Here is a 25,467-nt window from a genome sequence, read left to right on the forward strand (position 1 = left end):
GCAGCCCGATCCGCCCCGGCCCGCGCCTGCCTACCGTGATCGGCACGACGGCACACACAGCACCGGACGGCACGACAGCACGCACGGCACACACGGCACACACGGCACACACGGCACGCACGGCCGTGACCGGCACGGACACCACGGGAGTGTGATCGGCATGGACGACACCACGGGCACCCTCGACGAGGCGCTGGAGCGCATCCACGTCTCGGGACCGGAGCGCGACGGCTGGCTCAGCAATCACGCGCCGATGGCCGTGGAGGCTCTGGTGCGGCACGGCCAGGCCTCGGCCGTGCACCGCTGGCTGGACCGTTACGGCCCGAAGCTGGAGGAGATGCCGGTCACCGGCGCCCCGGTGACCGCACTGAACTGGCACGAGGCGCTCGGCGACCCGCGCCGCGTCGCCGACTGGACGGCGTACTTCGAGCGGGAGACGGCCCAGGCGCCCTGGCGGGACGTGCTCGCCGTGTGGTGGCCCCGGCTGCTGCCGGGCATCGCCGCGGGCGCCACGCATCCGGTGATCCGGGTGGGTCACTCCGTACGGACCCTGCTGACGGGCGAGGAGACCGCCCCGCGCGTCCGGGAGCTGGCCCACGCCCTCGGCTACTGGGCCGCCCGGCACCAGCCGCTGCCCGCCCTCACACCGCTCGGCCCGGCCCCGAGCGCGGCGGCGGCGCTGGACCGGGTGCCGCCGGTGCCCGACCAGAGCGGTGGCATCCGGGACCGGTTCGCGCAGCTAACCGGGTTCCCGGAGTGGCCGGCACCTGCGCAGGACATGGTCCCGCGCCCGGGCGAGGAGTCCGCCCCGGGGCCTGGGCAGGGCCCCACCGCTTCCCCGGAGGCCGCCCGGTCCGCGCTCCGGGAGCTGGTCCGGGCCTCGACGCACCGGTACGCGACCCACGCGCACGGCGAGCCGATCATGCTGGTCCACGCGGCGACCGCGCCCAACGCGGTCCTGCGCACCCTGCCGGCCCTCCCCGGCGACCTGTGGACGCCGAGCCTGCGGGCCGCCTGGGCGGCGAGCGCCGCGGTCACCGCCGCCTACGCGCCCCGCGAGGCGGCCCCGGTGCCCGCGTCGGCCGCGGGCGCTCCGGACGCCGGGGAGCTGTTCGCCCGGGCGGCGGCGCACGGCGACGACCACACCATCAAGTTCACCGACACGGCGCTGGATGTGGGCGACGCGCTCGCGTTCTCCGCCGCCGGGCGCGCGATCGAGCTGAACCCGCCGGTGTTCTAGGACGGCGAGGCCCCCGGCCCCCGAACCCCGTACCCCGTACCCCGTACCCCTCAGCCGAACTGCACCGAGCGCTTCGCCAGCCCCATCCAGAACCCGTCGATGACGCTCCGCCCCCGGTCCAGCTCGTCCTCGGCCGCGCCCAGCGTCACGAACAGCGGCGCGAAGTGCTCGGTGCGCGGATGGGCCAGCTTTCCGGCCGGGGACGTGTGCTCGAAGTCGATCAGCGCGTCGATGTCCCGGGCCCGCAGCGCGCGGTCGCCCCAGTCGTCGAACTCCGCCGACCAGCCGGGCACCCCGCCGCCCCGGTGCCGCAGCGCGGCCAGGTTGTGGGTGAAGAAGCCGCTGCCGACGATCAGTACGCCCTCGTCGCGCAGAGGGGCGAGTTTGCGCCCGATGTCCATCAGCTTCTGCGGGTCGAGCGTCGGCATCGAGATCTGGAGTACGGGGATGTCCGCGTCCGGGAACATCTCCACCAGCGGTACGTACGCCCCGTGGTCGAGGCCGCGGTCCGGGATGTCCTGGACCGGCGTACCGGCGCCGCGCAGCAGCTTGCGGACGCTGTCGGCGAGCCCCGGCGCGCCGGGGGCCCCGTACCGCACCGCGTAATAGTGCTCGGGGAAGCCCCAGAAGTCGTACACGAGCGGCACGGCCTCGGTGGCGCCCAGCGCGAGCGGCGCCTCCTCCCAGTGGGCGGAGACCATCAGGATCGCGCGGGGGCGGGGCAGGCCCGCGGACCAGGCGGCGAGCTCACCGGGCCAGACCGGATCGTCGGCCAGCGGCGGTGCGCCGTGCGAGAGGTAGAGGGCGGGCATCCGCTCCGCGGTGGCTGTCATGGCACTCCCATCCACTGGACGCGGACCCCGGGGCGGCGGGCGCCGCGCTGGGCGCACCGGGCACGGGATCCGGTCACGAGTTCGTCCGAGCAGGAGTTCCCCGAGGTCATCCGGGGGATCGTTGTTCAGGGGTCCTGCGGAACCCTGGCGCATCCATGCAGGATCCCCTTCGGGAACCTCCTCGGCAGGTCTCTTGAAACTTCAAGTTCCTACCTTCGGAGACCTTAGCCCTATCTAGTTAAACTTTCAAGAAAAGGTCGTACAGTGGAGTACATGACCACGGCACCCACCAGCGCGCCGCGCTGGCTCACCGACGAGGAGCAGCACGCCTGGCGCGCCTATCTGCATGCCACCACGCTGCTGGAGGATCACCTCGACCGCCAGTTGCAGCGCGACGCCGGCATGCCGCACATCTATTACGGGCTACTCGTCCAGCTCTCCCAGGCCCCCCGCCGCCGGATGCGGATGACGGAGCTGGCCCGGAACGCGAAGATCACCCGTTCCCGGCTCTCCCACGCCATCGCCCGGCTGGAGAAGAACGGCTGGGTGCGCCGCGAGGACTGCCCCTCCGACAAGCGCGGCCAGAACGCGGTGCTCACCGACGACGGCCTCGCGATGCTCCGCCGCTCGGCGCCGGGGCATGTCGAGGCTGTACGGCAGGCGATGTTCGACCGGCTCACGCCCGAGCAGGTGAGCAGCCTCGGGGAGATCATGCGGGTGCTCGCGACCGGCCTGGAGCCGGAGGGCACGGACGCGGATCTGCCCTGGCTCCGCTGAGCGAACGATCGCCGAGCGGAACCAGGGCAGAGAGCGACTAGCAACTAGCGACTGGCAAGTAGCGAGTAGCGAGTACGGAGAAGGATCGGGCCGCCGTCAGTGGGCGACGACCGGGATCCTGACCTCCTCATCGGCGCCCGCGTCGGAGGCGCCGCGCTCCCCGCCGCCCGACCCCGTTCCGGGGCGGCCGGTGTTGATGAGGGCGATCGCGATGGCGGCCGCGGCGACGAGGATGCCGACCGCCCACCAGATCGCGGCGGCGAAACCGCTGACCATGGCCTGAAGCTGCAGAAGCTCCGGGTCCGTGGCGCGGGCCGCGTGATCGGCGACGTACGCGGTGGTGGCGCTCGCGGCGATGGTGTTCAGCAGGGCGGTGCCGATGGCGCCGCCGACCTGCTGCGAGGTGTTGACCATCGCGGAGGCCACTCCCGCGTCACGCGGCTCGATGCCGTGCGTGGCCAGGGACATCGCCGGCATGAACGCCGTACCCATACCGAGGCCGAGCAGCAGCATGCCGGGCAGGATGACGGCCGTGTAGCTGGTGTTCAGGTCCAGCTGGGTCAGGAGCAGCATGCCGACCGCGGCGACCAGGAATCCGGGGCCCATCAGCAGCCGCGGCGGGACCCGGGTCATCAGCCGGGTGCCGATCTGGGTGGAGCCGGTGATCATGCCCACGATCATGGGCATGAACGCGAAGCCGGTCCTGACCGGGGAGTAGCCCTTCACGACCTGGAGGTAGTAGGTCAGGAAGAGGAAGAGCCCGAACATCGCGATGATGGCGAGACCCAGCGAGAGGTAGACCCCGCCCCGGTTGCGCTCGGTGAGGACGCGCAGCGGCAGCAGCGGCGACTTCACCCGCGACTCGACGACGACGAAGGTCACCAGCAGCACGGCGGCGGCGATGAACATGGAGACGGTCAGCGCGTCCGACCAGCCGGCCGACTCGGCGCGGGTGAAGCCGTAGACGAGGGCGACCAGGCCGAGCGTGGAGAGCACGACGCCGGGGATGTCCAGCGGTGCGCGGTTGCGGGCGCCGGAGGGCTCACGGATGACGAAGTACGCGCCCGCGGCGGCGACGATGGCGAACGGGATGTTGACGAAGAACGTCCAGCGCCAGTTCAGGTACTCGGTGAGGAAGCCGCCGAGGATCAGGCCGACCGCGCCACCGCCACCGGCGATGGCCCCGTAGATGCCGAACGCCTTGGCGCGCTCCTTGGCGTCGGTGAACATCACGGCGAGCAGGGACAGGGCGGCCGGGGCGAGCAGGGCGCCGAAGACACCCTGGAGGGCCCGGGAGCCGAACATCATCGCCTCGTTCTGGGCGGCACCGCCGAGCGCGGAGGCCAGCGCGAAGCCGATCAGACCGACGACGAAGGTGCGCTTGCGGCCCCAGAGGTCGGCGATCCGGCCACCGAAGAGGAGGAGCCCGCCGAAGGCGAGGGCGTAGGCGGTGATGACCCACTGCTTGTTGCCGTCGGAGATGCCAAGGTCGGTCTGGGCGGAGGGCAGCGCGATGTTCACGATGGTCGCGTCGAGGACGACCATCAGCTGGGCGAGCGCGATGAAGGCCAGCGCTTTCCAGCGACTCGGATCGGGAAGGGCCGTGTCAGCCGTTTTTGACATGGGTGTAGCCACCTAAGGACGTGCGAGGGCGCCGAGGCGTCGCGAAGTGGGCGTCGGCGGTACGTGCTTGTGTACGCGCGACGGGTGAAGTGAAGGTGAAGGTGAAGCGGACCGGTGGGGGCCGGGGCCCTCAGAGCAGGGCCCCTCGGAGCAGGGCCGGAAGGTTCAGGTCGGTGCGGGCGTCAGGGGCGCCGCAGGTCCTCCAAGGTCGCCGCCGATCCGGGCAGTTCGGAGCGGGCCGGAGCCTCCAGGCCGTCCAGGAACAACTGCAGATGGCGGTGGGTGAACCGGTCGATGCCCTGGCAGGCGATGCCGGGGAGCGGCCGGGTGAGCTGGGAGAGGGCGACGAGTACGTCACCGACACCGATGTCGGTACGCAGCCGCCCCGCGGACATGGCGCGCGCCACGAGCCCTTCGACGGCCTCTTCGAGGCGCCGGCGCTCGGCGAGCAGTTCGGGGTTGTCCTTGTCGAAGACGCCGGAAAGCATCGGGCACAGGGCGCCGATCCGTTCGTCGGCGGCCGCGTGCACGAAGCGGCTGAGCGCGGCGAACGGGTCGGACTCCGCGGCGACGGCCTCTTCGGCCCGGAGGGTGGTGCGGGAGGTGACCGCGAGGACGACCTCATGGGTGAGGGCGGCCCGGTCGGGGAAGTTCCGGTAGAGCGTGGCGTTGCCGACGCCCGCCCGCCGTGCGACGTCGTCCAGCGCCACGTCCGGCCCGAACTCGACGAACAGCTCGCGTGCGGCCGTGACGATCCGCTCACGGTTGCGCAGCGCGTCGGCCCGCGGGCGGGCCGTGCGGCACTGCGCTGCGGGTGCGGTGCCGGGTGCGGTGCCGCACTGCGCTGCGGGTGCGGTGCTCTCGGCGACGGTCTCCACGACGGCGTTCCTTCCCTTCCCCCTGTGTAGCCGGGCGGCCCCTGTACGTAACCGGGGACCACTTCCCCGTTTAGCGGGGACACGTATGCAAACGGGGAGAGGCTCCCCGGTTATTTCCGGCCACACTGTGGCCTGAGTCACATCGCTTCGCGGGAAAACCCTCCGATCGGCGCACCCAGCGAGCGGGCCCGGACCACCCGGCACAGGCTGATCGCCAGAGCGCAGTCAGGGGTCGGCCGACTGCCGCGGACCCCGAAGGCGCCTCTATGCAGCAGCCCCGCCACCGGATACGCAGTCACCGCCGCCCGGTCGCCCTGGCCGGAGCGACCGCGCTGGTCATAGCAGCCATGGCCTCGGCCAGCACCACGCTTCCCAGCGCCGGCCGCGCCTCGGCGGGACCGGCGGCCACCTCCCAGGACGCCGCGCTCGCCCCGTGCCGGATCTCCGCCACCATGGGCGTACAGATGTCGGAGGGCCTGCCGACCCCGCCCGGCTACGCCCGGTCGACCGGCGAGGTCAGGGCGCTCAACCTGATGATCGACTTCCCGGACGCGGAGGGCACGGAACCCGCGACGGACCGGTACGCGGAGTTCTTCCCACAGACCTCCGAGTGGTTCAGGGCCAGCTCCTACGGCCGGCTCGTCTACCGGCCCGAAGCCCCCGTCAAGGACTGGCTGCGGATGCCGATGCCGTTCACGGAGTACGGGATAGAGCGCGGCTCACCGTTCGAGCCGGGCTACCGCCAGCTGGTGAAGGACATCGTCGCGGCCGCCGACCCCCGGGTCGACTTCTCCGCGTACGACCTGGTCAACATCCTGGTCAGCCCGAACGCCGGGCCCTCCGCGCTGGACACCGTGCTCTCGGTGACCTTCTCCGGCAACGACGAGGCCCCGGAGGCGGACGGCGTCCCGCTCGCCAACACCTCGTTCGTCTACAGCCGCCAGGACGACGGATCGGGGTCGTACGCCGAGACCGGCTACCGCGTCCTGCCGCACGAGAACGGCCATGTCTTCGGGCTGCCCGATCTCTACACGATGGAGGGCGGCGGCTCGGTGGGGCACTGGGACATCATGTCCGAGGACTGGGGCGCCAACAACGACTTCCTCGCCTGGCACAAGTGGAAGCTCGGCTGGCTCGACAACGAGCAGATCAGCTGCGCCTCGCAGCCCGGCGTCAGCGAGCACACGCTCGGCCCGCTGGCCACCGAGGGCGGCACGAAGCTCGCCTTCGTCCCGCTGAGCGCCCAGTCCGGCTACGCCGTGGAGGTCCGTACGGCGGCGGGGAACGACGAGGCGGTCTGCCGGCCCGGGGTGCTGATCTACAAGGTCAGCTCCGATGTGGACACCGGCCAGGGCCCGGTCTCCGTCGCCGACGCCACCGAGGACAGCGGCGGCTGCACCCGGCGCCCCAACGTGCACGCCGAACTGTCCGACGCCCCGTTCCGCCCCGGCCAGACGTTCACCGACCGGGCCAACGGCGTACGGATATCCGTGCTGGACGAGGACGACGACGGGAACTACCGGATACGGGTCACGCGCCCGTGAGCGGCGGGGACGCTTCCAGCAGGACTCGGATCTGATCCTTGAGGAGCTTCCCGGTGGCGTTGCGCGGGAGCGGCTCGTCGGTGAACAGCACCCGGGCGGGCACCTTGAAGGCGGCGAGCCGCCCGCCGACGTGCTCGCACAGGGCCTCGGCGGTGACGGCGGCCCCAGGGCGCAGCCGGACGACGGCCGCCACCTCCTCCCCCAGCACCGGGTGCGGGATGCCGAGGACGGCGGCGTCGGCCACGTCGGGATGGTCGTGCAGGACGCCCTCCACCTCGACGCAGTACACGTTCTCGCCGCCCCGGATCACCACGTCCTTGAGCCGGTCGACGACCGAGATCCGCCCCTCGCGGCGTACGGCGAGGTCCCCCGTACGGAACCAGCCGCCGTCCCCGAAGGCCTCCTCGGTCGCCGCCGCGTCGCGCCAGTAGCCCCGGAACAGCGACTGGCCGCGCAGCCACAGCTCTCCCGCCTCCCCGTCGGGCAGTTCATCGCCCGAGGGCCCGGCGACCCGCACTTCCGTGACCGGGGTGGGCCGCCCCGCGCCGCCGGGCTCCGCCCGGTACGCGTCCCCGAAGTGCGCGAGGACCCCGCCGCTGGTCTCGGTGAGCCCGTAGCCGTTGCGGGGCTCGACACGCTTGCCGTACCGGGCGGTGAGGCGGGCGACCAGGGCGGGCGGGGGCGCGGCTCCCCCGGTGCTGAACAGGGTGAGGCTCTCCAGCCCGTCCCCCGCCCGCTCACCGGCCTCCAGCAGCTGGAGCCCGGTGGCGGGGACCCCGGCGAAGTGCGTGACGCGGTGCGTACGGATCAGCCGCAGCGCCTCGTCCGCGTCCCACTTGTGCATCAGGACGAGGGTGCCGCCGGCCGCCATCGCACCGTAGAACCCGGTGAACGCGGCGACGTGGAAGAACGGGAACGTCATCAGGGAGACCGGTGCGGGCCCCATCCCCGGAATGACGCCGCGCGCCAGTGCGGAGGCCGCCGCGTGGTAGCGGGGATTGAGCGCGGCCCCGGCCTGGGCGAGATGGGTGGCCACCGCGCCCTTGGGGCGGCCGGTGGTGCCGGAGGTGTAGAGGATCGTGGCGTCGTCCTCGGGCCGGGGCTCCACGTCGGGCGGCGCGGCCAGCGGATCGGGCGCGGGGAACTCCTCGTACCGCTCGAGGCGCAGGCCCGAAGCCCCGCCCCCCACACCGTCGGAGCCGTGGAAGAGGACGACGCGCGTCCCGGTCCGCCGGGCCCAGCCGGCGACCCGCCCCAGCCGCTCCCCGTCCACGAGGAGCACGCCCGGCTCGCAGTCGTCGAGGACGTGGACGAGCTCGTCCTCGGTCCACCAGGCGTTGAGCGGTACGGCGACGAGACCGGCCAACTGGGCGGCCCAGAAGGCGATCTGCCACTCGGGATGGTTCCGCATCGCGATCACGGCCCGGTCGCCGGAGCGCAGCCCGTACCCCTCCCGCAGGCGTACGGCGAGGGCGGAAGCGGCGGCGAAGAACTCCCCGTAGGAGTACGACCGTTCCCCCGCGATCAGGAACGGCGCGTCCCCGTAGGCCCAGGTGGTCTCCACGAACTCCCGGAGTGTCCGGGGCCCGTCGGCGTACTCCGGCGTCCCCTGCTCGCCGATGACCACGGCGAAGGGCGCGCCGGGCGCGGTGAGGGAGGCCTCGATGCGCGCGGCGCGCCGGGCGAGCTCAGCCGATGCGGCTGCTTCGGGGTCCGGGGACGGGACGGTGTGCGGCACGGACGGCCTCTCTCGCGCTGGCTCTGACACTGACTGACACACGCGACGCTATGCGGGCGGGGCCGAAGCGCCAAGGCCGCCGTCGGGCCTTCGCCACGACGGGCGGGCGCGGGGCGCCCGCGGCGGTCAGGCCGATGAGGGTGTAGAGGTTCACTTCGCCGTGATCCTCACCGGAAGGCTCTCCAGTCCGTTCACGACGATCGAGCTCAACGGCACGGCGGGGCCCGTCTGTTCGATGGAGCTCACCGAGTCCAGCAGCTCCGTGAACAGGATCCGCATCTCGGTGCGGGTCATCATCGCCCCGAGGCAGAAGTGCGTTCCGGCACCCAGCGCCAGGTGACGATTGGGGCGGCGGGCGATGTCGAACAGGTCCGGGTTCTCGAAGTGCCGCTCGTCCCGGTTGGCCGACGGGGTCCACAGCACGACGCGGTCGCCCGCCTCCAGCGGGCGGTCGCGCAGCATCACCGGCTCGGTCACCGTCCGCATGATGTGGGTCGCGCTGGAGGTCCAGCGCAGTACTTCCTCCACCGCCGTCGGCATCAGCCCCCGGTCCGCGCGCAAACGCTCCCACGCGTCCGGCCGGTCGAGGAAGGTCTTCATCCCGCCGGCCACCGCGAGACGGACGTTCTCGGTGCCGCCGACCAGGAGGTTGTCGCAGTTCAGGAGGATGTCCTCCTCGGTGAGCAGCTCCCCGTCGACCTCGCCGTTGACCAGCGCGCTGACCAGGTCGTCCTCGGGCCGGTCCATCCGCCGGTACATCAGCTCGACGAAGTACGCCATGATCTCCTGGTGCGCGACGCTGCGGACCTCCGGTTCGCCCGCCCCGAACGCCCTGCTGGTGAGGGCGAAGAGCATCTCCTGCTCATGGTCCGGCACCCCCATCAGCCGGCAGATCACATAGAGCGGCAGCCGCGCCGCCACGTCGGTGACGAAGTCGCACGTGCCCAGTCCGGCCGCGCGCGCCACCACCTGGCGCACCGCCCCGCGCATCGCGTCCTCCAGCGCCCGCACCGAACGGGTGGTGAACCAGTCGGCGACCAGCGACCGCAGGGCCTTGTGACGGGGCGGGTCGGTGAGGGCGAGGGTGCGGCCGCCGCCCGGGTCCCGGCCGTGCGACCGGGGACGCAGCAGGATGCCCTGCGCCGAGCTGAACACCTTGGCGTCCTGGTAGACGGTGCGGACGTCCTCGTACCGGGTGACCGACCAGAACGCCGGGTACTCCCCCGCCTCGTGGCGGCGGACCGGGTCGTGGTCGCGCATCCACCGCCAGACGGGGTGGGGATCGCCGGTCGCGTACAGCTCGGGTTCGACGAGGCTGACGGTCTCGGGGGCGAGGACGTTCATGACAGGTCTCCTTCGTGCGACGGCAGAGTGTGGACGAGGCCGGCGAGCCGCTCGGCCAGCTCGTGGGCGGTGGCGTGGCCGACCACCTCGGGGCGGTAGTTGACGGCGAGCCGGAGCCGGCCGTCGGGCAGCGGCCAGAACTCGGTCTGGACCTCCAGCGGGATGTCCAGGTAGGGCGGGCGCAGCAGCGTGGTCCCGAGTCCGGTCAGGGGCAGGTCGGGGATCGCGTTGTCCTGGAGCACCAGCAGGGTCTGGAAGAGCGGGGGCCGCCCGGTGCGCGGGGGGTTGAGCAGCCGGACCAGCTCGTGGAAGGACACGTCCTGGGCCCCGAAGGCCCGGTCGAGAACACGGCCCGCTTCGGCGGACGCCGCCGGCCCGCCGTCGAGGACCGCACCGCGAAGTCGCAGGCAGGCCATCTCGATGTGGCAGCCGACCGCGTCGTCGAGGCGGGGGTCGAAACGCTGGGCCACCGGAACGCCGACCGCGAAGTCGCGCCGGCCCGTGAGCTCGGCGAGCACCTGTGCGTAGCAGGCCAGCAGGACGGCGTACCGCGTGACGCCGGCCCGGGCGGCGGCGGCGTCCAGACGCGCCGGAGCTCCCGGCTCCAGCAGGCGCTCGATGCGCAGAGCGGACGGGAGGCCGCTGTCAGCGGGGGCCGCCCGGTCCGTCAGGAGCGTCGGGGCCGTCGGGTCTGCGGGGTCTGCCGGGGCCGTTGGGGGTGCCGGGTTCGCCCGGTCAGCCGGGGCCGCCCGGTCAGCCGGGTCGGACCGGTCCGGCCAAGCCAGTTCCGGTACGTTCGCCAGCTCATCGAGCAGCGTGGCGCGTTGGCGCTCCGCATCGGCATGCGCCAGGCGCTCCTCCCGCAGCCGCGCGGTCGCGGCCACGGAGAGCGCCGAGGTCGGAAGCGGTGCGCCGGACGCTTCGTCGGCGGCGGCGCAGGCGGCGTTGTAACCCGCCGCCAGGTCTGCGGCGAGCACCGACTCCGACCATCCGTCGAAAGCGATGTGGTGCACCACGCAGCCGAACACCCAGGCCCGGCCGGGCTCCAGTGGGACCAGCGCGGTCCGCCACACCTCGCCCTCGTCGAGGGCCAGGGGTTCGCCCAGGATCGTGCGGAGTGCCTCGACCGCACGATCCGCGTCCGGTTCCGGCTCCAGGACCTCCAGGACCGGGGCGGGGAGGTGCGCCGCGCGGGCCACGGGGTGCGGTGCGGCCACATAGGCCGTCCGCAGAGTTTCGTGGCGGTCGTGCACGGCCTCGACGGCGCTGTCGAGGGCGTCCAGGTCGAGGTCGCCGTCGATCCGGAAGAGCAGCAGGCAGTGCGCGGACCGGTCCTGCGGGCTCAGGAGGTGGTTGGTGAGATAGCCGGTCTGCATGGGCGTCAGCGGGATGTCGCCCCCTGCCGGTGCGGGGGCCGATGCGGCGGGCAGTGCCTCCGCCAGCCACTGGCCGAGGCCCCGGGCGGTCGGATGCTCGTACAGCCGGGACAGGGGGACGGGCCGCCCCAGTTCCGAGGCGAGCCGGGCGCAGACACGGCCCGCGGCCAGGGACGTGCCGCCGAGGTCCGTGAAGGAGGTGTCGAGCGGAACGGCGGGCAGGCCCAGGACCGCCGCGAAGACGGCCGCGGCGCGGTGGACCGGCGACGCCCCTTCGACGTACGCGCCGAGCGCCGCTCCCCCGCCGGAGGACACCGCGGCGGCGGTCACGGCCGGGTGCGCCGCCGCGCCGTCGGCCGTCCCCGGGGGCAGCAGGTCCAGCAGGGCCCGCTCGTCCAGCTTGCCCTGGGCGGTCAGCGGGAACCCGGCCACCGCCACCACGGCGTCCGGCCGCTGGTAGGCGACCAGTTCCGCCGCCAGCGCCCCGGCGGCCCCGCTCAGCGGGTCCCCCGGCCGCTCGGGCACGCAGAACGCCACCAGGCCCTCCGCATGGCCCGCCCCGTCGCGGCGTGCCACCACCCGGCAGTCGCGGACCCCGGGTAGCAGATCCTGGATCCGGCGTTCCACCTCTGCCGGTTCGATGCGGTGGCCGCGCACCTTCACCTGCCGGTCGGCCCGCCCCCGGTAGTGCAGCACGCCGTCCTCGTCCAGCCGGCCGAGGTCGCCGGTGCGGTAGACCCGGACCTCCTCGCCGTCGACCCGCACCCGGGGGAACCTGGCCTCGGTGAGCTCCGGTTCGCCGAGATAGCGCAGGGCCAGCCCGTCGCCCGCCACGCAGATCTCGCCGGCGATGACGTGGATACGGGTGCCGGGCACCGGGCGGCCGACGGGGATGCCGCCGGGCAGATCGCAGTCCGCCTCGGTGACGCGGTGCGTGGTGGCGAAGACGGTGCTCTCGACCGGCCCGTACCCGTTGATCAGGGCGATCCCGGGGTGGCGGCGGACGAAGGCGCGCACATGCGGGACGGACAGCCGTTCGCCGCCGGTCATCACCTGGGCCAGCCCGCGGAACGCGTCCGGATCCTCGTCCATGATCATGTTGAGCAGGCTGCTGGTGAGCCACACCGTGTCGGTCCCGTGTACGGCGACCGCCTCGCGCAGGGCCTGGCCGGACAGGTACGGCTCGTCGACGACGAGGGAGGTGCCGCCGCTGAGCAGGGCGCCCCACAGCTCCAGCGAGAACGCGTCCCAGGGAAGCGCCGCGGCCAGCGGGATCACGGTGCCGGTGCCGAAGCGGGCGAAGGTACCCGGGCGCACCAGGCGCGCGGTGGCCCGGTGCGGGGTCAGCACGCCTTTCGGCCGGCCGGTCGTCCCGGAGGTGAAGAAGACGCAGGCCGGGGCGGCGGAGGAGACCTCGCCACCGGCCAGGACCAGAGGCTCGGCGGAGACCTCGCCACCGGACGGCCGCGTGGCCGGGACCGGGGCGGCGGCCGGCGGCGCGGACGCCTCCCCGCCGGTGGGCGACCAGACCGGCAGGCCCGACCGCTCGCACTCCGGGTCCCCCGTGACGATCAGCCGCGCGCCGAGCTGTCCGGTGACCTCCCGGATCCGCCCGTCCGGCCAGGCGGGGTCGAGCAGGGCATAGGCGGCACCCAGCTTGAGGACGGCGAGGACCGAGACGATCAGCTCCACGCCGCGCGGCAGCAGGACGGGGACGAGGTCGCCGGCGACGACGCCCCGCCGCGCGAGGGAAGCGGCCCGGATGCCGGCGGCGCGGTCGAGCTCGGCGTAGCTCAGCCGGCCCGCCCCGTGCACGACGGCGGTCGCCGCCGGGGTCTTCGCCGCCCACCGGGCAACGGTCCCGTGCAGGGTCTCCGCCCGCTCGCCCGCACCGGGCTCCGCAGGCCTGCCCGCACCGGTCTCCGTTCGCGTGCCCGACGCCCGACCGGTGATCACCCCCGTGGCCGCGCTCATGCCCCCGCCCCCAGAACCTCACGCAGGGCACGCCCGAAGACGTCCATCTCCTCCGGGGTGTTGTAGTAGTGGGCCGAGACGCGCACGGCGGTATCCACTCCGCGGTCCGCCATATAGATCGGGGTGTGGTGACCGACGATCTTCCAGACATTGATCCGCCGCTCGGCGAGGCGGGCCATCACCGTCCCGGCCTCTACGCCGAAGTGGCGGAAGGTGAGGATGCCGGACTGTTCCGCGCCGGGGGCGATGAGCTCGACGCCCGGGGCGCCGGTCACCGCGGCCCGCAGGGCCTGGAACACATCTTCGTGGTCGAACGGCGTGCCCTCCTCGAAGAGGGTGAGCGCCGTGTTGAGACCGGCCACGGCGGCGGTGCTGCGCTCGGCCAGCTCCAGGGAGCGGGCGCTGCGGTCGTCGATCCGGTAGCCCGTGGCCGAGTCGATGTGGGCCACGTGCAGATCATGGAAGCCCGGCAGCAGGGCGGCCCGCAGTTCGGGCGCGACATAGGCGAACGCGGTGCCGCGCGGGCCGCGCAGGAACTTGCGGCCCGCTCCGGTGAGCAGCTGGCAGCCGATACGGGCCGCGCTGACGGGCGCCTGGCCGATCGACTGGCAGGCGTCGACGGCGTAGAAGCAGCGGTAGGGGGCGAGCAGGCGGCCGATCTCCTCGACCGGGTTGACGATGCCGCAGCCGGACGGGATGTGCGTCACGGAGACGAGGGCGACGTCGTCGGTGATGTGGGCGGCCATCCAGTCGAGGTCGAGGTCGCCGCCCGGGCGAAGGGGGACGACCTCGATCGTGCAGCCGGTCCGGTCGCGCAGGTCGAACAGGGAGATGAGGTTGCCCGCGTACTCGTAGGGCGTGACCCAGACCCGGTCGCCGGGGCCGAGGTTCAGCCGGGGCACGACGGCACACCAGGCACGGGTGGCGCTGTCGAACAGGGCGACGTCGGCGACCGGGGCGTCGAGGATCCGGGCGAGCCGGCGGTAGACCTCGTCGTTGACGACGCCGTCGTAGAAACTCTCGGTCTCATAGCAGCCGGTGGCCGCCTCGCGGTCGAGGACCTCGCCCATGGTCCGCCGCACCTCGGCGGGGACCAGGCCCGCTCCGGCAGTGTTCAGGTGAATCATGCTGTGCGCTCGCTCCGTTGGATTCGGTTTCGTGATCGGGGTACGGGTGCGTCGGGGTACGGGTGCGGGAAGGACGGCCGGCCGGCCGGCCGCTAGTAGCCCGCGCCCACGGTGCGGCCCTCCGCCTGCCCGCGCTCGGCGATGTCGGCCAGGGCGGTGAGCACCATCGGCGGGTGCTCGGCGAGGCGGTGCAGCAGATGCAGCCACCAGTTCTCGCCGTAGGTGGCGTAGATGCGGCAGGCGTGACCCGCTTCGCGGTAAGAGCGCAGCAGTTCGGGGCGTACGCCGTGGAGCATCTCGATCTCCTCGACGCGGTCCAGCAGCCCGCTCGCCGCGGCGGCCTCGAGGATCGCGGGGTCCTGGGTGGCCAGACTGAGCCGGGCACCCCGGTCCACCAGCGCGGCGGCGAGCTTCAGGTAGCGGGCGTCGAGGGCCGGGCCGCGCCCCAGGGCCACCTCGGCGGGCGCGACGAAGGCGCCCTTGACCAGACGGATCCGGCGGCCGGCGACCGGAACGGCGTCGAGGTCGGCCTCGGTGCGGTGCAGATAGGCCTGGAGGGTGACGCCGAGGTTGGCGTGACCGGCGGCGAGCTCGCGGTAGGTCCCGAGAACGTCGTCCACGGCGGCCGCCCGTTCCATGCTGAGGACGACCTCGCTGCCCCGGGCCGCCGCCGCCGCGGTGATCCGCGCGGTGTTGGCCGCGCAGAGCTCCCGCGAGAGGGCGAGGCCCACGTTGGAGAGGTCGAAGCCGAGCTGCTCGGGGACCGGTTCATGGGCGAGGACCGCCAGGTACTCGTCCACGACCCGCTGGACCTCTGCGGGGTCGGCGGCCTCCTCGCCGACGAACTCCACAGCGATCCGGTACGACTTGGCCCGCAGGACCCCGAGGTGGTCGAGGAAGGCGTCCCGGTCGGCTGCGAGGACGTACCGGTGCGCGGCGGGCGACAGGAGGTCCTGGAGAAGCGATCCGGGGGAGGTGAAAGCGGAGCGGCACCGAGGGTCGGCGGCCAGCATGCGCAGGCCGCGGCCGGCGGCCTCGTGCAGGGTGCGCCGGGAGACGGGCGCGTGCTCGGGGAGTGCCGTGTTCATGAGAGGACCTTGGCCTTTGCGTCGTCGCCGGAGGCGTTGCGGCTGATGTGACCGTCGGTGGGCAGGCCGGCCTCGGCGAGGACCGAGGCGGCCGGATCGGGAGCGCCGGACCGGGCGGCGGCCACCATGAGCTGGGCGAAGCTGGGCCCGGCCGCGGCCGGGTCGCCGCCGAGCTGTCGCCAGGTGCGGTACTTGGCGGCGTAACTGATCACGGTCTCCTTGTCGCGGCGGTCCCGCGGCCGGGTGAACGCGCCTGCCCACAGACCGTCCCAGGCGGCGTAGCCGGGATCGCCGAGGAGCACCTTGTGCGCGCGGCCGAGGTTCCAGAACGGGATGCCGGCGTTCATGTGGTGGACCAGGTGGTAGCGGTCGTTGTGGCGGCTGAGGAAGAAGCGCTCCAGGAGGATCCCGTGCCGGTTGCGGGTCAGCAGGATCTGCTTGTTCTCGCTCTCCGGCATCGGGTAGTGCTCGGAGAGCTCGGCGAGCCAGCCGATGGCCACGTTGGTGGTGAACAGCGGGACGAACCAGAACAGCAGCAGCTCGGGCAGCACGCCGAACCAGGCGCAGGCGCCGAAGATCGCGGCCCACTGGGCGACGAACACCTTCTGCTCGGTGCGGAGCGGGACGGGCACGGACACCGTGATCTGTGAGCTGTCGCAGAAGACCCGCTCGCGGGCTATGTAGCCGAGGTATGTGACGGTGCGCAGGCCCAGCGCGGAGGCGACGACCTCCTTGAGGAAGAAGTGCCGGTCGGAGCGTTCGGTGTCGTAGAGGCCGCACTCGATGTGGAAGCTGTAGTCCGGGTCGTTGACGGCGTCGCCCAGATTCCGGTGGTGGTTGCCGACGTGGGAGCTGCGGTAGGGCCCGTACAGGTGCCAGACGAGGTAGCCGGAGAACAGGGAGCCGCCGACCAGGTTCAGCGTCCTGTTCCGGGCGAACACCTTGTGGCTGGACTCGTGCAGGAAGTGGGCCAGGAAACGCTGCACGGAGCCGATGACGAGCAGGGCCACCGGATAGAAGACGTACGAGACCTGGGTGCACAGCAGCACGCAGCCGGCGATCAGCGCGTATTCGAAGAGGATCGCGAGCGGTGCGTGGTGGTTGTCCAAGGTGCGCAGATGACGCAGTTCCTTGCGGATGTCCGGGGCGAGCCGGTCGAAGTTCAGCTGCTCGAATGTGGACATGACGAAGCCTCCGTTCGGTACGGGAAGGTCGGGAGGGAAGGGTGTTGCGGGAGCTCAGGAGGGGGCGGGTGTGAAGCCCAGCGCGTCGGCGTACAGGCGCAGTTCCGCCCGCAGCGAGTCGGCGACGGTGGCAGAGCGGCGGAACCCGTGCCCCTCGCCCTCGAAGGTCAGAAAGCGGTACGGGACCGTGTCGGGGCCGATCCGCCGGAGCAGGCGTTCGGCCTGGGCGGGCGGGCAGACCGTGTCGTCGAGACCCTGGAGGAGCACGAAGGGGGTGCGGATGCGGTCGGCCTCGCGCAGCGGCGACTGCCGCGCGTACCGGTCGGCGGCCTCCGGCCAGGGGCCGATCAGTCCGTCGAGGTAGCGGGATTCGAAGTCGTGGGTCTCCTCGCGCCAGCTCACCGGGTCGAGCACCGGGTAGTAGACGGCGGCGGCCCGGTAGAGCCCGGGTTCGGCGGCGATGGACGCCACGGCCGTCCAGCCGCCCGCGCTGCCGCCGCGGATCGCGATGCGGTCCGGGTCGGCGATACCTTCGGCGATCAGACCGCGGGCTGCGGTGGCGCAGTCCTGGACGTCGGTCAGACCCCAGCGGTGGCGGAGCCGTTCGCGGTAGGCCCGGCCGTATCCGGTGGAGCCGCCGTACTGGACGTCCAGGACGCCGATGCCCCGGCTGGTGAAGTACGAGATCTCCTGGTGGAGCACCAGATGGGAGCGGCTGGTCGGCCCGCCGTGCGCGAAGACCAGGTAGGGCGGGAGTTCGTCGCCGGGCCCGGTGACCGCCGGGTGGTGGGGCGGGTACACGTGGGCGTGGACGGGTTCGCCGTCGGCGCCGCGGTAGGTGCGCCGGTACGGGGTGGTGGCGTAGACGTCCGTCGCGGGTGCGGCCGAGGCGGGTGCGTCCGCCGACGGGGACCGCGGGGACGCTCCCGCCGACGACGGGGCCCGGACGGTCCGTACGCTGCCGTCGGCCGGGTCCGCCAGGACGACGGTGCGCCGACGGCCGGGCGAGGAGGCCACCGCGGCGATCCGGCGGCCGTCGGTCGCGGCGAAGTGCCATTCCGTGGCGGGGTCCGCGAAATCGGTGAGGCCCCCGTCCGCCGCGAGGATGCCGAGGCGCCGCTCGCCGACGCCGTGGATCACCGCGAGCGTGCCGTCCAGCAGCGGAAGGCACCAGCGCAGGCCGATCCGCCACAGCGCCTCGCCGAACTCCTCCGGGCGGGGACAGAGCGACCGGATCCCGCCGTCCCGGTCGACCGCGTGGACGTTCCACCAGCCGTCCGGGTCGCTGACCGCGTACAGGGCGCCCGAGCCGTCGGCGGCCCAGTCCGCCTGGGTCACCGCCTCGCCCTCGCCGCCCATCCGGACGACGGGCGTGTCCAGCGTGCCGTCGGGGCGGACGGCGGCGACCATCAGCCGGGTGGTGTCCCACGGCATGTCGGGATGGTCCCAGCCGAGCCAGGCCACCCGGTCGCCGCCGGGCTCGACGCGCGGGCCGGTCATGAAGTGGTGGGTGGCGGCCAGTTCGCGGACCCGGGAGGGATCTTCGGCCGCGCTGCCGTCCAGCGGGATCGCCACCAGGTGGCGTCGGGCGGTGCGGGCGGTGTCGTCCGTCACGGTCTCGCGCAGGCACCAGACCTCGTCGCCGTGGACGGCGAAGTCCGCGTACCGCAGCGCACCGGGCCACTCACCCGGAGGGCTCAGCGGTACGGGTGCGGAGCCGGGCCGCCAGCGGTGGACGCGCTGGTCGGGCCCGTGCGTGAAGACCAGGCCGTCCGCCGCCCGGCCGGACAGCGCCAGCCAGGGCCGGCCGCCGTACTCGATGACCCGGGTGCGGACGTCCCAGCCCGGCGGCAGCACTTCCTCGACGCCGTCGGCGGTCCGCCGCATCAGACCACTGCGGCCGTCCTCCTCGGGAAGCACCTCGGTCCAGCAGACGTCGTCGCCGAGGAAGCCGACCCACTCCAGCAGGGCGTCGCCCCGGGCGGCGTCGTCGGCCTCGATCGGGGAGGGCCAGCTCCCGTACGGGAGCACCCTCTTGCGGTCGCTCATGCCGGCAGCACCTCCGCACGGGCGGGCTCCGGGGTGTACGCGATCCGAGGGATGCCCGGGGCGTCGCTGTCCAGCTCGTAGGAGGGGACGGGCCGGTCGTCGCCGACCCAGAAGTGGCCGTCCAGGTCGGACCAGTCGCACAGGCCCGCGAGCTGGGCGGCGTACGCGATGGCCCGGGGCGGCTCCAGGAAGCAGCCCAGCATCCGGGCGGCGCCCCTCTCGGTGGCGTCCGTGAGGGCGTCGAGCGCGGGGAGGATCCCGCCGAAACGCATCAGTTTGACGTTGAGGCCGCCTGCCGTGCCGACGGCGAACGCCGCGTCCTCGGCGGAGGCGATGCCCTCGTCGAGGACGATCGCGGTGCCGGGCAGCGCCGCGCGGATCGCGGGCAGCAGCGCCGGGTCGCGCACCGGATCCTCCAGGACGGCGGGGGCCAGTTCGGCGAGCAGGGGGCGCAGCCGCTCCCAGTCCTGCCGGTCCCAGCCCCGGTTGGCGTCGAGGATCAGCGGTGCGGGGACGCCGAGCAGCGAGCGCAGGATCTGCTCGTCGTCGGCGCCGCCCAGCTTGATCTTGAGCGGTCGGCCGTCGAGCGGGATGTCCTCTCCGATGGGCACGGTGTGCAGGAGCCGGACGCGTCCCGGCTCCGGCAGCCCGAGCAGCCGCCACACCGGTACGCCGGCCCGCCGGGCGGCGCGGTCCAGGAAGGCCATCTCCACGAGCATCCGGGCAGGCGCCCCGACCCCGTCGGCCGCTGCCTTCTCCAGGCCCGCGCGGAGCGGCGCGACCGGATCGGACCCGTGCTCCCGGTGGTGAACGTCGTCGCAGCTCCCGGCCAGGGTGCGGGCGAGCGCCTCCGCCTCGGCGGCGATGGCCGGGCCGTCCTGGCCGTAGCCGCTGTCGGCGGTGATCTCGCCCTCGCCGACGGTCCGGCCGTCGTGCAGGAGCCGAAGCCGGAGGTGGTCGACCGTCTCGATGGTCATGTGGGAGATCCGGAACGAGCTGGTCAGCGGCCGGGGTTCGAGGCTGACGCACACCTCGGGCGCTTCGGCCGACTCGGCCGACCGGGCCTCCCCGACCGGCTCGACCGTGAAGCGCACCGACGCGACCAGTTCGCGGGCGAGTTCCCGTGCCTCGGCCGGGGTGGCCGAGCCGACGACCACCGCACCCACCCGGTCGCCGCCGCTGCGGAAGTCGCGGACGACGTCGCCGGGTCCGACGCGCAGTTCGGCGTGGAGCACGGCGGGGTGCGCCCGGACCGCGTCCCAGCCGTCGATGGCGGTCACCCGGCCCGCCGGCGGCGCGAAGTAGCGTGCGGCGGCGGCCCGTTCGGGGGCAGGCAGCCGTTCGGGGAGGTCGACGGGCAGGCCGAGCGCGTCGTCGTAGACGGTTCCGTACAGCTCCAGACCGGGCCGGACGTGGGGCAGCATCCGGTGGATCCAGCCGCCGCCGACCCGAACGTGCACCTCGCCGAGGACGATGCCCTCGCCGGTGAGCCACAGCTCGACGTGGAACAGGCCGAAGCGAAGTTCCAGGGCGGTGAGCGCGGCGGTGACGGTGTCCTCGATGTCCCGGCGGGTGTCCTCGGGGAGGTCGGCGGGCAGGACGTGCCCGATCTCGACGAAGTACGGGGGCGGCAGCTTCTCCTTGGCGGTGACCGCCAGGACGCGCGGGCCGCCGCCGGCGAAGACGCCCTCGACGCTGAATTCCCTGCCCTCGACGAACTCCTCGACGAGGAAGGGCGCTGCACGGTCGGGAAGCTGGTCGAGCGCGGCGGACAGGTCCTCCGGTCCGGTCACCTTGCGTACGCCCGCGCTGTCCGCGCCGTCGCGCGGCTTGACGACCCACGGTCCCGCCGTGGCGGCGAGGAAGGCGCGGGCCTCGGCCGCGTCCCGGCACACCCGCACGGCGGGCTGGCGGAATCCGGCGGCGGCCAGTGCCGCCCGGCAGGCGTCCTTGGTACGGATCCGGCGCACGGCGGCGGGCGGGTTGCCGGGCAGTTCCAGGGCGTGCGCGGTGGCGGCGACGGCCTCCTGGGCCATCTCGCGCACGCCGAAGACGAGGGCGGGGCGCTCCCCGTCGGCGGCCCGCCCGGCCGCCCAGTCGGCTGTGTCGCCGGGGCGGGCGAAGTCGACGGCGGTGGCCGTGTCGGCGGCGGCGGTGACGGCCGGGGTGGCGGCGAGGGTGTCGGCCCGGTTGGTGACGTGGGTGCGCAGGCCGCGGGCGCGCGCCTGCTCCAGCGCCTGGACGGCGACGTCGACGCTGAGGGTCATCTCGCCGCCGCCGCCGATGAGCAGCAGTTCGCGGGGGTGGGGCGCTGTGGTCATGCGGCGGCCCGCCCCGAGTCGTCGCGCAGGCGGTAGACGCGGTCCTTGAGCTCCTGGATGCGCGCGTAGTCCCGTTCCACGGCCTCGGCCGACGCGTCGCACAGGTGCACGGCGAAGGTGGCGGTGTACAGGTCGACGGTCGGGCGGAGGCGCTTGCCGGGGCCCGACTTGGGGACGAAGGTGTGGACCGTCGGCAGGGCCTCGATCTCCGCGACGACGTCGGCGTCGATCGCCTCGACCACGCCGTCGAGTTCGGTGGCGGCGAGGATCCAGGTGGCGTGGGTCAGCTTGCGGTACGTCCCGCCGGCGTACCGGTCGAGGAACTCCTGCGGCCGGGCGAAGGCGAGCGCGGTGACGTCGGCCTGGTTTCCGCCGAGGCAGATGTCGTGGAAGTCGGGCAGCAGTCCGCCGCTGAGCCGCGCCCCGACCTCGACGAGGGTGGGACCCTCGGGGGTGACGATGACCTCGGCGTGGGTGGGGCCGTACTGGATGCCCAAGGCGTCGAGCGCCTCGTGCATGTACGCGAGGATCGCGGGCCCCGGGCCGGAGTCGGGTGGGGTGATCGAGTCGCGGTCGTAGATGCGGTGGGTGCCCTTGAGCCGCTTGTGGTACTGCCAGATGCCGCAGGCGTGCCGCTGCCCGCCGTACGAGACGAAGTCGACCATGTACTCCTCGCCCTGGAGGAAGGACTGGATCAGGACTTCGTCGTTGCGCTCGTGGAAGATGTTGACGGTGCCGAGGACGGCTTCGGCCGCCTTGCGGACCTCTTCGGGACCGGCGCAGATGGCGACTCCGTCGCTGGCGGCGGAGGACATCGGCTTGACGACGACGGGGTATGAGCCGCGGGACTCGGCCCAGGCGACAAGCTCCTCGGCGTCGTCGCTCTTGAACTGCTCGGCACAGCGGACGCCGGCGCGACGCAGCGCCTCGATCATCTCGTACTTGTCCCGGCGGGCGACGGACTGGGCTGTTCCGTTTCCTGGCAACCCGAGCAGTTCGGAGAGCTCGTCGGCAAGCGGTACGCCGGGTTCCTGTCCGGCGACCACGCAGATCGGGGCGAACTCCGCCAGCCGCGCGGCGGTTTCGGCCGGGGTGCCGTACGGCACGGCCGCCCGGTATGCGGAGAGATCGGGCAGTTTCATCGAGGTCATCAGCTCGGGGCTGCTCTGGACATGCACCACATCCACCCCCAATTTGGCAAATGCCGGAGGCAAATGATTTCCGGTGGTGTAGGCGTCAACCAGCACCGCCACAGGGCGTGTTCCGGGGCTCCTCATGTTTCTTCACCTTGCGCTCAGGGGTCAACCACAGCCGGATTCGGCCAGAGTGGCTCGCGGGGGTTGGCAAAACATTGCCACACCGTTGACATCAATGGCAATGTCTTAGGCATCATCGGTAGTGCCAGCCACCAGGGAGGACCGGCCATGACCTCCGCCGCACCGTCCGCAGCACCACCCGGCGCACCGTCCCGTTCCGGCCTGGGGCGGCCCGCCGCGCTGGCGTTCGCGGGCGCGAGCGCGCTCACGGTCGCCAACATCTACTTCCCGCAGCCCCTGCTGGACGCCATCGCGTCGGGACTGGGCGTCCCGGGGCCGGCCGCGGGCCTGATCGCCACCGCCGCGCAGGTCGGGTACGCCCTGGGCATCGCCCTGGTGGTGCCGCTCGCCGACGTGGCGCGGCTGCGGCGGCTGGCGACCGCGCTGCTGCTGCTGACGACGGCCGGGCTGCTGACCGCGGCGGCCGCGCCGAACATGGCCACCCTCACCGTCGCCACGATCGCCCTGTCCACCACGACCGTGCTGCCGCAGATCCTCGTACCGACGGCCGCCTCCCTGGCCGGGCCCGACCACAGCGGGCGCGCCGTGGGGGCGATCGGCATCGGCATCACCCTGGGCTCGACGCTCTCGCGCACGCTCTCCGGCACGGTCGCCGGGCTCAGCGGCGACTGGCGCACCGCCTATCTGGTCGCGGCGGCGCTCACCGGCGGCCTGGTGTTCGTCCTGCCGCGGCTGCTTCCCGCGTACGGCGACGACCGCTCCGTGCCGTACCGGCAGCTGATCGGATCGCTGCCCCGGCTGGTTCTCGCCCATCCCGGCCTGCGGTTCTCCGCCTTCCTGGGAGCGACCGTCTTCGCCGCCTTCAGCGCCTTCTGGGCGACGCTCGCCTTCCACCTGGCCGGGCCGCCGTTCGACCGGGGAGTGGCGTGGGCGGGGCTGTTCGGCCTGTTCAGTCTGCCCGCGGCGCTGCTCTCGTACGCGGCGGGCCGGCTGAGCGACCGGCGCGGCCCCCGGTACGTCAACACGGTGGCCCTGGTCTGCGTCAGCGCCGCGTTCCTGGTCATGGGGGTGTGCGGCGACTCCATGACCGCGCTGGTCATCAGCGCCAACCTGCTGGTGTACGGGAGCAGTTCCTCGCAGATCGCCAACCAGGTGCGGGTGTTCCGGCTGGGCGAGAAGGTCCGCGCGCGGCTCAACACCCTGTTCATGCTGGCGAGTTTCACCGGCGGAGCGGTGGGTTCACTCACCGGCGCCGCACTGTACGCGCGCTGGGGCTGGACCGGGATGGTCCTGGGCTGCGGGGGCTTCCTGCTGCCCGCGGCCGTCGCACTGGCGCGCGGACGCCGCTTCGGCTAGGGCCTGGCGCGAGAGGCGGCCAGCGTCTCGGCCAGCAGCCGCCAGATGTCGGCGGCGAGATCGATGCTGGAAGCCGCCTGGGCCTCCTCCGCCAGGGCCCGCATCCGCTCCACCCCCTCCTGCTCACGGCCCTCGATGACCAGCAGGCGGCTGTCGAGGATCTCCAGGCTCACCCGGTTGCGGTACGTCATGCGCGGATCGGCCGCGCGTACCCGGTCCAGCAGGACGCGGGCATCGGCGAACCGCCCCCGCTTGAAGGAGATTTCAGCCTTGCTGAAGGTCACCTCCTGCTCCAGCGCGGGAATGCCGACGAAGGCCACACCCGTCTCGGCCTGCTCGGTGTACCGCTCCGAAGCGTCCAGCCCCGGCGGGGACTTCTGCAGATGCAGCCGTGCCGCCGCGACGCGCAGCCGGGTCCAGAGCGTCAGGTTCTCCGCTCCGGCGAAGCCGTCGAGCGCCTCCTCCAGCAGCTTCTGCGCGGAGTCGAGATCGCCCTGCCGCACCCGTACGGCGGCCGCCGTCCACAGAACTTCCGCCCTCAGCGGTTCCGACCGGGGCACGTTCAGCGCCGTCAGCTCGTCGGCGTGGACCCGGGCTTCGGCCAGCCGCCCCGCCTCGGCCTCGGCCGACACCAGGGCCAGCAGGCTGGTCGCCACGTCCGGCACCGGGAGCTCGTGCTCCCGGGCCAGCCCGTGGGCCGTCGTGGCCGCCTCGACGGCGGGGACGATCTCGCCGCACGCGCGCAGGCAGCGTGCCAGCTGGGTGGAGCCGCGGGCCCGCAGGGCCGGCAGGCCGAGCTCGTCACCCAGCGCGACGAGCTCCTCCAGGACGACCCGCTCCCTGGCGTGTTCGCTGTGCCGCCGCAGCCCCTGCGCCACCAGCCAGAGGGCCTGCCAGCGCAGCAGAGGATCCTGCCCCTCGGCCGGGTGCAGCGCGCGTTCCAGCGCTTCGAGGGTCTCGTCGGAATCGGCGGAAGCCGCGATGGCGAGGGCCTGCGCCAGCGAGTCGGCGGGACCCTCCTCCTCGAACGCGGCGGCGTTGATGCCCAGCCGGGAGGCCAGGTGCTGCACGGCGCGCGCGGTCGGCTGCCGCGCTCCGGACTCCAGCCGGGAGACATAACCGGTGGACATGCCGTCGCCCGCGAGCGCGGCTTGTGACAGGCCCCGCTCGCTCCGCAGCTGCTTGAGCCGCCGCCCGAAGTAAGGCTGTTCCAACACGTGATCAACCCCATTGGTCGCACTGGGAAGGGGGAGCGGGAGGGGGGCGCCCGTAAGCGCGCCTTGGTTCGTGATTGAGGACGAGGCTAGCCAGGATCAGGCTGGCTGGGCAAATTCTTGCCCCGGATGTGGACAGAGTTGGCGGGGAATGTGCACGCCCCTGCTCGACCAGAATTGCCAAGACTCTGGCAATATCTTGCCAAGTCAGTGACCGCTCGACTAGTTTCCTCGGCAAGCGGCGCTGCCGAGGGCACGCCGCGCAAGATTCTTCCGCTTCCGCCTAGGAGTAGTTGTGCAGTCCTTCCTGCGTGTCACCCGGATCCGTGTCGCCGCCGGCGCCTTCGCCTTCGTGGCCCTGTTCGCCGTCGCCGCCGGGGTGGGGGCGGACATCGACCGGCCCCTCTCGCCCGCCGGATCCGTCGTCGCGACCGACATCGGCTGGCCCGCACCGGCTCCGGGAGCGAACGCGCGCATCCTCGCGGACGGCGACATCGGCTGGCCCGCCCCGCCCACCGCCTGAC

The 25,467-nt window shown here is 73.1% G+C and carries 18 protein-coding genes; 5 read left to right on the forward strand and 13 right to left on the reverse strand.

Translation table 11 applies throughout. The annotated features are described in order from the left end of the window. The first annotated feature begins 160 nt into the window (after positions 1–160). The gene (locus ACIQPT_RS07850) at positions 161–1,240 is read left to right on the forward strand and encodes a questin oxidase family protein (RefSeq protein ID WP_401153670.1); all 1,080 of its coding nucleotides are present in this window, start codon (positions 161–163) and stop codon (positions 1,238–1,240) included. Positions 1,241–1,290: 50 nt separating this feature from the next. On the opposite strand, the gene ACIQPT_RS07855 is transcribed toward ACIQPT_RS07850, so the two are convergent. Continuing rightward, positions 1,291–2,073, reverse strand: a complete 783-nt coding sequence (locus ACIQPT_RS07855; RefSeq protein ID WP_401153671.1) for a dioxygenase — start codon at positions 2,071–2,073, stop codon at positions 1,291–1,293. Positions 2,074–2,337: 264 nt separating this feature from the next. On the opposite strand from ACIQPT_RS07855, the gene ACIQPT_RS07860 reads away from it, so the two are divergent. Further along, positions 2,338–2,850 (forward strand): MarR family winged helix-turn-helix transcriptional regulator, encoded by a 513-nt coding sequence (locus ACIQPT_RS07860; protein WP_401153672.1) that lies wholly within the window; start codon positions 2,338–2,340, stop codon positions 2,848–2,850. Positions 2,851–2,946: 96 nt separating this feature from the next. Here ACIQPT_RS07860 and ACIQPT_RS07865 read toward each other — a convergent pair whose 3' ends face one another. Together ACIQPT_RS07865 and ACIQPT_RS07870 are read right to left on the reverse strand one after the other, a co-directional pair. Then, positions 2,947–4,473 carry an MFS transporter gene (locus tag ACIQPT_RS07865; protein ID WP_401153674.1) on the reverse strand — a complete coding sequence of 509 codons (1,527 nt, stop codon included), beginning with the start codon at positions 4,471–4,473 and terminating at the stop codon, positions 2,947–2,949. A gap of 182 nt (positions 4,474–4,655) precedes the next feature. After that, a complete protein-coding gene (locus ACIQPT_RS07870) occupies positions 4,656–5,351 on the reverse strand; it encodes a TetR/AcrR family transcriptional regulator (RefSeq protein ID WP_401153676.1) in 696 nt (231 codons plus the stop codon). A 266-nt stretch (positions 5,352–5,617) separates the two neighbouring features. On the opposite strand from ACIQPT_RS07870, the gene ACIQPT_RS07875 reads away from it, so the two are divergent. Then, entirely contained in the window at positions 5,618–6,895 is a 1,278-nt protein-coding gene (locus ACIQPT_RS07875; RefSeq protein WP_401153677.1) for a M6 family metalloprotease domain-containing protein, read from the forward strand. On the opposite strand, the gene ACIQPT_RS07880 is transcribed toward ACIQPT_RS07875, so the two are convergent. The 9 genes from ACIQPT_RS07880 to ACIQPT_RS07920 form a co-directional block, all read right to left on the reverse strand. Then, positions 6,882–8,633 (reverse strand): class I adenylate-forming enzyme family protein, encoded by a 1,752-nt coding sequence (locus ACIQPT_RS07880; protein ID WP_401153679.1) that lies wholly within the window; start codon positions 8,631–8,633, stop codon positions 6,882–6,884. The genes ACIQPT_RS07875 and ACIQPT_RS07880 overlap by 14 nt on opposite strands. 150 nt (positions 8,634–8,783) lie before the next feature. Continuing rightward, positions 8,784–9,977 carry a cytochrome P450 gene (locus ACIQPT_RS07885; protein ID WP_401153681.1) on the reverse strand — a complete coding sequence of 398 codons (1,194 nt, stop codon included), beginning with the start codon at positions 9,975–9,977 and terminating at the stop codon, positions 8,784–8,786. Continuing rightward, complete coding sequence (locus ACIQPT_RS07890; protein WP_401153683.1) at positions 9,974–13,327, reverse strand: AMP-binding protein; 3,354 nt, start codon at positions 13,325–13,327, stop codon at positions 9,974–9,976. The genes ACIQPT_RS07885 and ACIQPT_RS07890 overlap by 4 nt, the downstream gene beginning before the upstream one ends. After that, entirely contained in the window at positions 13,324–14,454 is a 1,131-nt protein-coding gene (locus tag ACIQPT_RS07895) for an aminotransferase class V-fold PLP-dependent enzyme (protein WP_401153685.1), read from the reverse strand. Before ACIQPT_RS07895 ends, ACIQPT_RS07890 begins: the two co-directional genes overlap by 4 nt. Positions 14,455–14,546: 92 nt before the next feature. Further along, positions 14,547–15,542 carry a proline dehydrogenase family protein gene (locus ACIQPT_RS07900; protein WP_401153686.1) on the reverse strand — a complete coding sequence of 332 codons (996 nt, stop codon included), beginning with the start codon at positions 15,540–15,542 and terminating at the stop codon, positions 14,547–14,549. Beyond that, positions 15,539–16,726: a fatty acid desaturase family protein gene (locus ACIQPT_RS07905; RefSeq protein ID WP_401153688.1), complete on the reverse strand. Its 1,188-nt coding sequence runs from the start codon at positions 16,724–16,726 to the stop codon at positions 15,539–15,541. The genes ACIQPT_RS07900 and ACIQPT_RS07905 overlap by 4 nt, the downstream gene beginning before the upstream one ends. A 54-nt stretch (positions 16,727–16,780) precedes the next feature. After that, positions 16,781–18,775: an alpha/beta hydrolase family protein gene (locus tag ACIQPT_RS07910; protein WP_401153690.1), complete on the reverse strand. Its 1,995-nt coding sequence runs from the start codon at positions 18,773–18,775 to the stop codon at positions 16,781–16,783. Next, positions 18,772–21,096 carry an ATP-grasp domain-containing protein gene (locus ACIQPT_RS07915; RefSeq protein WP_401153691.1) on the reverse strand — a complete coding sequence of 775 codons (2,325 nt, stop codon included), beginning with the start codon at positions 21,094–21,096 and terminating at the stop codon, positions 18,772–18,774. Before ACIQPT_RS07915 ends, ACIQPT_RS07910 begins: the two co-directional genes overlap by 4 nt. Continuing rightward, on the reverse strand, positions 21,093–22,373 hold the full coding sequence (locus tag ACIQPT_RS07920) for an ATP-grasp domain-containing protein (protein WP_401153693.1): 1,281 nt from the start codon (positions 22,371–22,373) through the stop codon (positions 21,093–21,095). Before ACIQPT_RS07920 ends, ACIQPT_RS07915 begins: the two co-directional genes overlap by 4 nt. 147 nt (positions 22,374–22,520) lie before the next feature. On the opposite strand from ACIQPT_RS07920, the gene ACIQPT_RS07925 reads away from it, so the two are divergent. Further along, on the forward strand, positions 22,521–23,729 hold the full coding sequence (locus tag ACIQPT_RS07925) for an MFS transporter (RefSeq protein WP_401153695.1): 1,209 nt from the start codon (positions 22,521–22,523) through the stop codon (positions 23,727–23,729). On the opposite strand, the gene ACIQPT_RS07930 is transcribed toward ACIQPT_RS07925, so the two are convergent. Next, positions 23,726–24,946, reverse strand: coding sequence for a helix-turn-helix domain-containing protein (locus ACIQPT_RS07930; RefSeq protein WP_401153697.1), 1,221 nt, complete (start codon positions 24,944–24,946; stop codon positions 23,726–23,728). The two genes, ACIQPT_RS07925 and ACIQPT_RS07930, sit on opposite strands and share 4 nt — an antisense overlap. Positions 24,947–25,238: 292 nt before the next feature. Here ACIQPT_RS07930 and ACIQPT_RS07935 point away from each other — a divergent pair, with 292 nt between their 5' ends. Continuing rightward, complete coding sequence (locus ACIQPT_RS07935) at positions 25,239–25,466, forward strand: hypothetical protein (protein ID WP_401153698.1); 228 nt, start codon at positions 25,239–25,241, stop codon at positions 25,464–25,466. The last annotated feature ends 1 nt before the right edge of the window (position 25,467 follow it).

This window comes from Streptomyces sp. NPDC091289 (genome assembly GCF_044757365.1).
In the GTDB taxonomy this organism is placed as follows: domain Bacteria; phylum Actinomycetota; class Actinomycetes; order Streptomycetales; family Streptomycetaceae; genus Streptomyces.